The 239-nt window shown below is 61.9% G+C and carries 1 pseudogene; it reads left to right on the forward strand.

Features of this window, described 5'->3' with window-relative positions:
* Positions 1–139: 139 nt before the first annotated feature.
* Positions 140–239: pseudogene (locus CDN38_RS29140) on the forward strand (IS3 family transposase); the annotation flags it as partial.

Here is a 239-nt window from a genome sequence, read left to right on the forward strand (position 1 = left end):
CGGGCCCGGAGCGCGCGAAAGGCAAAGCGGGAATCGGAGGCCAGGAAAACGGATCAGGGGTCCAGGTACTACGCTCACCGTCAGCTCGGACACCCCGGGGTCACACAAAACGAGGTGTGCATCAAACCCGGGATGCTCCCAACGCCCGCCAGAATCGCTGTATGGCAGTTTGAAGATGTGGGCGCATCTGCAACGCCAAAACATTCCGGCGGCCCGCTGCACGGTGGAACGAATCATGC

Source organism: Mycobacterium ostraviense (genome assembly GCF_002705925.1).
Taxonomy (GTDB): Bacteria; Actinomycetota; Actinomycetes; order Mycobacteriales; family Mycobacteriaceae; genus Mycobacterium; species Mycobacterium ostraviense.